Annotated in this window: 7 protein-coding genes; 3 read left to right on the plus strand and 4 right to left on the minus strand. The window is 59.9% G+C overall.

The window, feature by feature from the left end; genetic code table 11:
• The first annotated feature begins 146 nt into the window (after positions 1 to 146).
• A complete protein-coding gene (locus ASE80_RS04025) occupies positions 147 to 2,081 on the plus strand; it encodes a BCCT family transporter (RefSeq protein ID WP_236708802.1) in 1,935 nt (644 codons plus the stop codon).
• A 134-nt stretch (positions 2,082 to 2,215) separates the two neighbouring features.
• Here the strand turns inward: ASE80_RS04025 and choV are convergent, their stop codons facing one another.
• The 3 genes from choV to ASE80_RS04040 form a co-directional block, all read right to left on the minus strand.
• Positions 2,216 to 3,394, minus strand: a complete 1,179-nt coding sequence (gene choV, locus ASE80_RS04030) for a choline ABC transporter ATP-binding protein (protein ID WP_056857764.1) — start codon at positions 3,392 to 3,394, stop codon at positions 2,216 to 2,218.
• Positions 3,391 to 4,236: a choline ABC transporter permease subunit gene (gene choW / locus ASE80_RS04035; protein WP_016972877.1), complete on the minus strand. Its 846-nt coding sequence runs from the start codon at positions 4,234 to 4,236 to the stop codon at positions 3,391 to 3,393. Before choW ends, choV begins: the two co-directional genes overlap by 4 nt.
• 80 nt (positions 4,237 to 4,316) lie before the next feature.
• Complete coding sequence (locus tag ASE80_RS04040; protein ID WP_056857765.1) at positions 4,317 to 5,264, minus strand: choline ABC transporter substrate-binding protein; 948 nt, start codon at positions 5,262 to 5,264, stop codon at positions 4,317 to 4,319.
• Between the two features lie 406 nt (positions 5,265 to 5,670).
• Between ASE80_RS04040 and ASE80_RS04045 the strand changes: the two genes are divergently transcribed.
• Together ASE80_RS04045 and ASE80_RS04050 are read left to right on the plus strand one after the other, a co-directional pair.
• Entirely contained in the window at positions 5,671 to 7,047 is a 1,377-nt protein-coding gene (locus ASE80_RS04045) for an L-serine ammonia-lyase (protein WP_056857766.1), read from the plus strand.
• A 501-nt stretch (positions 7,048 to 7,548) separates the two neighbouring features.
• Entirely contained in the window at positions 7,549 to 8,652 is a 1,104-nt protein-coding gene (locus ASE80_RS04050; RefSeq protein ID WP_056857767.1) for a GlxA family transcriptional regulator, read from the plus strand.
• A gap of 94 nt (positions 8,653 to 8,746) precedes the next feature.
• Here ASE80_RS04050 and ASE80_RS04055 read toward each other — a convergent pair whose 3' ends face one another.
• Positions 8,747 to 9,010 carry a hypothetical protein gene (locus ASE80_RS04055; protein ID WP_017139371.1) on the minus strand — a complete coding sequence of 88 codons (264 nt, stop codon included), beginning with the start codon at positions 9,008 to 9,010 and terminating at the stop codon, positions 8,747 to 8,749.
• Positions 9,011 to 9,387: the final 377 nt, after the last annotated feature.

The following is a 9,387-nucleotide window of genomic DNA, read 5'->3' on the forward strand; positions in this document are numbered from 1 at the left end:
ACACCCGTCCGTCGACTGCCGAAAAATCGATGTCCCGGGATAACCGTTGCCTTGTGTTTCTCTCTCGCACTGCCCGGAGCATCTGCGCCATGAGTTCTGCCTCTCTTATAAAGACCCCGCCGGAAAAGGTCAGGGTCAACGGTTGGGTGTTCTACACCTCCACCGCGCTCATTCTGTTGTTGACCGCCATTCTGATCATCGCCCCGCAGGAGGCCGGGCGCATGCTCGGCATCGCCCAGGCGTGGCTGTCGAAAAGCTTCGGCTGGTACTACATGGTGGTCATTGCTGCCTACCTGGTGTTTGTGGTCGGCCTGGCGTTTTCGTCCTACGGTAAATTGAAACTGGGCAGCAAGGACGACACCCCGGACTTCAGCTACGGCGCCTGGGCCGGCATGTTGTTCTCGTCCGGCATCGGCATCTCGCTGCTGTATTTCGGGGCTTCCGAGCCGTTGGATCACTACTTCAACCCGCCCGAAGGCGCCGCCGCCAGCAATGGCGCAGCCCGCCAGGCGTTGCAGTTGACGTTCCTGCACTGGGGCCTGCACGGCTGGGCGATTTATGCGCTGGTCGGCCTGGCCGTGGCGTACTTCGCGTACCGTCATAACCAGCCGCTGGCCTTGCGTTCGGCGCTGTACCCGCTGGTGGGTGAGCGTTGGGTCAAAGGCGCAGCCGGCCACGCGGTGGACGGCTTCGGCATGTTCGTGACCCTGCTGGGCCTGGTGACGAACCTGGGGATTGGTTCGATGCAGGTGTCGTCGGGCCTTGAAAACCTGTTCGGCATGCAGCACAGCAACACCAACCTGCTGATCGTGATCATCGTGATGAGCACCGTGGCGACCATCGCCGCCGTGTCGGGTGTGGAAAACGGCATTCGCCGCCTGTCCAACCTCAACATCGTGTTGTTCAGCGGCTTGCTGATCTTTGTGCTGTTGTTTGGCCCGACCTTGCACCTGCTCAATGGCCTGGTGCAGAACACCGGTGACTACCTCAACGGTATCGTGCTGAAAACCTTCGACCTGTATGTGTACGAAGGCGACGCCGACAAGACTGAACGCTGGATGGGCCTGTGGACCCTGTTCTACTGGGCCTGGTGGATTTCCTGGGCGCCATTTGTAGGCATGTTCATCGCGCGGATTTCCCGTGGTCGTACGGTGCGTGAGCTGGTGGCCGGCGTGCTGCTGATCCCGCTGGGCTTCACCCTGGCGTGGTTGTCGATCTTCGGTAACTCGGCGCTGGACCTGGTGTTGAACCACGGTGCGGTCGAGTTGGGCAAGACGGCGCTGGAACAACCGTCGATGGCCATCTACCAACTGCTTGAGCATTACCCAGCGTCGAAAATCGTGATCGGCGTGTCGATCTTCGTGGGCTTTGTGCTGTTCCTGACCCCGGCGGATTCCGGCGCGGTGATGATGGCCAACCTTTCGTGCAAGGGCGGCAATGTGGATGAAGATGCGCCGCACTGGCTGCGGATCTTCTGGTCGGTGGTGATCACCCTGGTGACCATCGGCCTGCTGTTCGCGGGTAACTTCGAAGCCATGCAAACCATGGTGGTGCTGGCGGGGTTGCCGTTCTCGGTGGTGCTGATTCTGTTTATGTTCGGTTTGCACAAGGCGATGCGCCAGGATGTGGCCATCGAACAGGAGCAGGCGCAATTGGCTGAGCGTGGTCGTCGTGGTTTCAGCGAGCGTTTGACCGCCCTGGACCTGCAACCGAGCCAGGGCACCGTGCAGCGCTTTATGGACAAGCACGTTACGCCGGCGTTGGAAGAAGCGGCGAGTGCGCTGCGCGATCAAGGGCTGGAAGTGCAGACGCTGCTGGGTAAATCCAAGCGCTGCATCGGTGTGCGTATCGAGATGGAAGAGGGCAACCCGTTTGTCTATGAAGTGAGCCTGGATGCTTACTCCTCGGCACCGAGCGACCTGCCCGAAGAAGAGCGCACCCGTTACTACCGGGCCGAGGTCTACCTGCACAACGGACCTCAGGAATATGACCTGATGGGCTTCGCCCAGGAACAGATCACCCGGGACGTGCTCGATCAGTTTGAAAGCCATCGGCAGCTCCTTGGCCGTGTCTATAGCTGATGGTTGAGCTTGAATGATCGTTCCCACGCTCCGCGTGGGAATGCATCCTGTGACGCTCCGCGTCACGACTTCAAGAGCGGACGCAGAGCGTCCAGGGCGGCATTCCCACGCGGAGCGTGGGAACGATCAGGCGACTAGCCCAGGTTCTTGCCCAGCAGGGCATGGTACAGCTCGCTATCCCCCAGAATCCCCACCACCTGGTTGTTGTTATGCAACACCAGCTTGTTCCCCGTGTGATACCGGATCTGCAACGCATCGCGCATGCCGATATTGGAGTCCACCAGCGTCGGCACACGGCCCAAACCTTCCACCGGTTGCCCTGGCGCCCAGTTCTGCAGGTTCAACGGCGTGCCGTTCTGGCGTGCGCCCTTGATCACATTGCCTTCGGCCAGGTCCAGCCACGAGTCGCCGCCCGGGTCCAGGCTGATGGAGCCGTTGACGTGGGTGCAGTTCTCTACGGTGCGCATCAGGCTACGCCCGCACAGCACGTTCAGCGGGTTGGTATGGGCGACGAAGGTGCGCACATAGTCATCCGCCGGGTTCAGCACGATCTCTTCCGGCACGCTGTACTGGATGATCTTGCCGTCTTTCATGATCGCGATGCGGCTGCCGAGTTTGAGCGCCTCATCAAGGTCGTGGCTTACGAACACGATGGTCTTGCTCAGCTTGCGTTGCAGCTCCAGCAATTCATCTTGCAGGCCTTGGCGGATCAGCGGGTCGAGGGCCGAGAAGGGTTCGTCCATCAGCAGGATATCGGCGTCCATCGCCAGGGCGCGGGCCAGGCCGACGCGCTGCTGCATGCCGCCGGACAGCTCATCGGGCTTCTTGTTACGCCATTGGGCCAGGCCCACCAGTTCGAGTTTTTCATCCACCAGCGCACGCCGTTCTTTCTCCGGGCGGCCCTGCATCTCCAAGCCAAAGCTGATGTTCTCGCGCACCGTCAGCCACGGCATCAACGCGAACTTCTGGAACACCATGGCGATGCGCTTGGTGCGCATCATTTTCAGCTCGGCCGGTGTGCACGAAGCGATGTCGATCTGGCGACCTTCATGCTCCACAAACAGCTGGCCGCGGCTTACGGTGTTGAGGCCGTTGATGCAGCGCAGCAGGCTTGATTTGCCGGAGCCGGACAGGCCCATCAGCACGCAGATCTCGCCTTTTTCAACGTCCAGGCTGGCTTTTTCAACGCCGACAATCTGCCCGGTCTTTTTCAGGATCTCGTTACGGCTCATGCCCTGGTCCAGCAGCTTGAGCGCTTCGCGTGGGTCTTTGGAGAAGATCACGTCGACATTGTCGAATCGGATAATGCTCATGCATCACCCCCTACTTTGGCGTCGGGTTGTTTGCAGATGCGGTCGAGCATGATGGCCAGCAATACGATTGCCAGGCCGGCTTCAAAGCCCAGGGCGATGTCGGCGGTGTTGAGTGCGTTGACCACCGGCTTGCCGAGGCCGTCGGCGCCCACCAGGGCCGCGATCACCACCATCGACAACGACAGCATGATGCATTGGGTAATGCCGGCGGCAATGCTCGGCATGGCGTGGGGCAGTTCAATGCGTGAGAGCAACTGACGGCGCGAGCAGCCAAAGGCCTTGCCGGCGTCCATCAACTCTTGTGGTACATCACGGATACCCAGGTAGGTCAGGCGGATAGGCGCGGCAATCGCGAACACCACCGTGGAGATCAAACCAGGCACCACGCCCAGCCCGAAGAGGGTCAGGGTCGGGATGAGGTAGACGAAGGTCGGCACGGTCTGCATCAGATCGAGCACCGGCCGCATCATGGTGTAGAACAGCGGTTTGTGCGCGGCAACAATGCCCAGCGGCACACCGATGACCACGCAGACCAGGGTGGCGAACAACACCTGGGCGAGGGTTTCCATGGTTTCCTGCCAGTACCCCAGGTTGAGGATCAGCAGGAAGGAGGCGATGACAAAAACGGTCAGGCCCCATTTGCGTTGAATAAAGTGAGCCAGCAGCGCAATCAGACCGATCAATGCCAGCGGATTGAACCAGGTCAGCGCGAACGTCACACCGTGGATCATCGTTTCCAGAGTCGATGCGATTGCGTCGAAATAGTTGGCACCATGTTGGGTCAACCATTCGACGAAGGCAGCGATGTACTGGCCTAGTGGGATTTTCTGTTCAGTCAGCATGGTAGTGAATGTCCACATGCGAAGGGGAAAACATCCCAGGCCAGCGCACCGGCCTGGGGTCAGCGATGTTGCCGGGTTAATTATTTGGCGAGGTAAGCTTTAACGGCGTCCAGCCCTGGTTTGCCATCAACGGTAGTGACACCGGCAAGCCAGGTGTCGAGTACTTGTGGGTTGGATTTGAGCCAGGCTTTGGCGGCTACATCCGGTTTTTGTTTGTCGTCCAGGACTTTACCCATCAGGGTGCTTTCCATGTTCAGGGTGAACGACAGGTTTTTCAGCAACTGACCGACGTTGCTGCATTCCTGGGTGTAGCCCTTGCGAACGTTGGTGTAGATGGTGGCCTGGCCATAGTTGGGGCCGAACGAATCGTCACCGCCGGTCAGGTACTTCATCTTGAAGCGGGTGTTCATCGGGTGCGGTTCCCAACCGAGGAACACGATGGCCTGGTCGCGTTTGGTGGCGCGTTCCACTTGCGAGAGCATCCCGGCTTCGCTGGACTCCACCACTTTGAAACCGGCGGTTTTCAGGCCGAAGGCGTCTTTGTCGATCAGGGTTTGAATGGTGCGGTTGCCGTCGTTACCCGGCTCGATGCCGTAGATCTTGCCGCCCAGCTCATCCTTGAATTTGGCGATATCGGCAAAGTCTTTCAGGCCCTTGTTATACAGCGCCTCGGGTACGGCCAGGGTGTACTTGGCGTTCTCCAGGTTGGCGCGCACGGTTTCCACGGTGCCGGCATCACGGTACTGCTTGATGTCGTTTTCCATGGTCGGCATCCAGTTGCCGAGGAAGATGTCCATGTTCTTGCCGTCGGCCAGCGACTTGTAGGTCACCGGTACTGAAATCATCGTGGTACGTGGCTTGTAGCCCAAGCCCTTGAGGATTTCACTGGTGGTTGCGGTGGTGACGGTTATGTCGGTCCAGCCGACATCGGAGAAATTGACGGTCTGACATTGTGCCGGTTCTGCAGCGTGCGCCAGGGCTGGCAGACTCAACATGGCGGCCAACAACAACGAGGGTGAACCTTTCATCTGGGTAGACTCCTGTGTCTTTTTTCTGACGGCTTGTGCCGCGCTTTATAAGTGTTGCGGTTGGGGCGTGCTTCAAGCTGACGGCACGATGCCTTGCAAACGAGTCGAGACTGATCATGTACCAGTGAAAATCTGACGCCTACAGGGGGCGTCGTATCCAGTACAGGGATGGTCGTATCCAGTGTCGGTGACGTCGCTTACAGATTTTTTCAACGGCAAAACTGCATTTTTTGCCGCTCTGCACCGCTAAAAACGGCCAAAACGCCGGTTCGTGCGAGGGCGGCGCTGCTGAGCATGGTCACGTCGGTGTGAGACGCCGTGAGGGGCAACAAAAGCTTGATGATGCCGCTATTCGGGCGAGTTCAGCGTAGCAGGTCGCCCGTGCCCATCGAGGAGTTTCACGGCAATGGCTATCAGCGTTTTCGACCTGTTCAAGATCGGCATCGGGCCTTCGAGTTCTCACACCGTCGGCCCCATGCGCGCCGCGGCGTTGTTCGTTCAGCACTTGCGTGAACGTGGAATGTTGGAACAAGTACGTCGCGTCGAAGTTCAGCTGTATGGCTCGTTGTCGGCCACCGGCATCGGCCACGGCAGCGACACCGCTACCATCATGGGCTTGATGGGCGAATGGCCGGACGCAATTGACCCGTCGCAGATCGGCCAGCGTATTCACACCCTGCGTGAGACCGACACCTTGTTGCTCGACGGGCGTTTGCCGGTGCCCTTTATCTGGGCGCGCGACATGCGCCTGCTCGACGAAAACCTGCCCTTCCACCCCAACGCCATGACCCTGGTGGTGTTTGGTGATGACGGCGAGTTGCACCGCGACACCTACTATTCAGTCGGCGGCGGTTTTGTGGTGGATGAGGCCCAGGCGCAAAGCGGCGTGGCGGACATGGACCGCACCGAGCTGCCCTATGATTTCTCCAGCGCGGTAGAGCTGTTGCAGCTGTGCAAGACCCACAACCTGCGCGTTGCCGAATTGATGCTGGCCAACGAAAAAACCTGGCGCAGTGAAGAAGAAATCCGCAGCGGCCTGATGAAGCTCTGGCGCGCCATGCAGGACTGCGTGGAGCAGGGCCTCAAGCACGAAGGCATCCTGCCCGGCGGCCTGAATGTGCGTCGTCGCGCGGCCAAGCTGCACCGCAGTTTGCAGGAGCTGGGCAAACCGAATGTGATCGGCTCAACCTTGAGCGCCATGGAATGGGTCAACCTGTTCGCCCTGGCGGTCAATGAAGAAAACGCCGCCGGTGGGCGCATGGTCACCGCGCCCACCAATGGCGCGGCGGGGATTATTCCGGCGGTGCTGCACTACTTTATGAAGTTCAGCGAAGAGGTCACCGAAGCCAACGTGGTCGACTATTTGCTGGGCGCTGCGGCGGTCGGGATTCTGTGCAAGAAAAACGCCTCGATCTCCGGCGCCGAAGTCGGCTGCCAGGGCGAGGTCGGTTCAGCCTGTGCCATGGCCGCTGCGGGCCTGGCCGAGATCCTCGGCGCCACGCCGGAGCAACTGTGCAACGCCGCCGAAATTGGCCTGGAACATAACCTCGGCCTGACCTGCGACCCGGTGGGCGGGCTGGTACAAGTGCCGTGCATTGAGCGCAACGCGATTGCAGCGGTGAAGGCGATCAACGCGGCGCAGATGGCGCTGCGCGGAGATGGCCAGCACTTTATTTCCCTGGACCGGGTGATCCGCACCATGCGCGATACCGGCGCGGATATGCATGACAAGTACAAGGAAACTTCGCGGGGTGGGTTGGCGGTGAGTGCCGTTGAGTGCTGAGTCAGTGACATAGCTATCGCAGGCAAGCCAGCTCCCACATTTGGAATGCGTTCCCCTGTGGGAGCTGGCTTGCCTGCGATGGCGGTAGTTGCAGCACACTGCTCATAGAGTGAACACCCGAACCCAAACGCGCCACCTTTTAGCGCGTCGCAAATAGATAAGTAGCTTGCGAACGATCCCGCGCCTTACCACCCGTCACCCGTGCGTGCGGTGACAGACCTTTCCCACACCCGCAAAGCGCCTTCCCACAAGTGCTACCGATCTGCTCACACCCCTTGAGCAGGGCCGGTCTGACGTCCATTTCCGGCCATATCCCGCACTCCCTGCGCGGGCTTATATAGACGCGTCATCAGGTCGTTTTTAGGATTTATTGGACGGCCATTCAATTTTAGGCATGGCATTTGCTCTATCCATTCCAAGCCTCGCTCCTTGCTGGAGACGAACGCAATAACAAGAGCCTCGCCTGAGGCCATCACCCGCTTTGTGTGAGGAGATACCGCGATGACGTCGTTCAACTCCGGGGCCCAACCCCAGAACCGTGCGCCTCAATCCATCGGCTTTTTGCTGCTGGACAATTTCACGCTGATTTCCCTGGCTTCGGCAGTGGAACCGCTGCGCATGGCCAACCAGCTGTCCGGCCGCGAGCTGTATCGCTGGACAACCCTGAGTGTCGACGGCAACCAGGTGTGGGCCAGCGACGGTCTGCAAATCACCCCCGATGCCTCCATGCACAAAGCTCCGGCCCTGGACACTGTGATTGTGTGCGGCGGCGTGGGTATCCAGCGCACCGTGACCCGTGAACATGTGTCGTGGCTGCAAAGCCAGGCGCGCCAATCGCGTCGCCTTGGCGCGGTCTGCACCGGCAGTTGGGCCTTGGCCTGCGCCGGGTTGCTCGACGGCTTTGATTGCAGCGTGCACTGGGAATGCCTGGCCTCGATGCAGGAAGCCTTCCCGCGCGTGGCCATGAGCACGCGCCTGTTCACCCTCGACCGTAACCGCTTTACCAGTTCGGGCGGCACCGCGCCGCTGGACATGATGCTGCACCTGATCAGCCGCGACCACGGCCGTGAATTGTCGGCCGCCATCTCCGAGATGTTCGTGTACGAACGCATCCGCAACGAACAGGATCACCAGCGTGTGCCGCTCAAGCACATGCTCGGCACCAACCAGCCGAAACTGCAGGAAATCGTTGCGTTGATGGAAGCCAACCTGGAAGAGCCGATCGACCTGGACGAACTGGCGGTGTACGTCGCCGTGTCGCGCCGCCAACTGGAGCGGCTGTTCCAGAAATACCTGCACTGCTCGCCGTCGCGCTACTACCTCAAATTGCGCCTGATTCGTGCACGGCAGCTGCTCAAGCAAACGCCGATGTCGATCATCGAAGTGGCCTCGGTGTGCGGGTTTGTGTCCACGCCGCACTTCTCCAAATGCTACCGCGAATACTTCGGCATTCCGCCACGGGATGAGCGCGTAGGTTCCAACACCACCCAGCAAGTGGCGATGCTGCCGATTCCGCAGGCGTTGGTGTTGTCACCGTTGTCGGGGCCGATGTCGGCGTTGAGCCAGGCGCGTAATGAATCGACGTTTGCCAGTGTAAGGCTTTAGACCGAGGTGGCTTTATCGCAGGCAAGCCAGCTCCCACATTTGAATTGTGAACCCAGTCAAATGTGGGAGCTGGCTTGCCTGCGATAGCGATCTATCAGGCGCCCGAGCTCTGCTTGAACTGCACCAAAGCCGGCAACAACTGCTTGTCGATCGCCTGGCGCACCGCCGGCAAGATCGTCGCGCTGCCGGTGTACATCTGTTCCACCATGCCCTTGAGCGCCTTGGCCCGCGCAGCGCTCAAGCCGCGTACCGCACATTCGCAAGCCTGTTCGGCGCTGGCGCCGCTGGATACCTCGAAACCCAGCGAGCGCAGTTGGCTCAGCAGGTCATCCTGGTCAATCAAGTCCGCGTGCATCATGACGTTTATCCTGGTGTAGGGAGCGGGATTGATTGGGATTCTGGTAGGCCCGCGGCCGGTCGGCAAGGGCAGAATCGGCGAATGGCTCAGATGGCTATGAACAGGTCGTTTTCGGGTCATTTACCAATAGCAACAATAGGCACACTGGAGGCCAGGCACGCACCTTGACGGTTTGGTCACCCTCGGGATGTCACGCTCACACCAAGCACTCTGCCCCGATCCAGTCACGGCTGGCCCGGGGCTTTTTTTGGCTGGGGTTTGTGGTGGATATGCTGGCCTCTTCGCGAGCAAGCCCGCTTGTGTCTTGATCTGGGAATAAACTCTGTGGTGAGAGGGGTGGATGGCAAGCTGTGAGTCCGCGGTGCTAGAAGCACGAG

The sequence above is a fragment of the Pseudomonas sp. Leaf15 genome (genome assembly GCF_001421425.1).
GTDB classification, from domain to species: Bacteria; Pseudomonadota; Gammaproteobacteria; order Pseudomonadales; family Pseudomonadaceae; genus Aquipseudomonas; species Aquipseudomonas salomonii.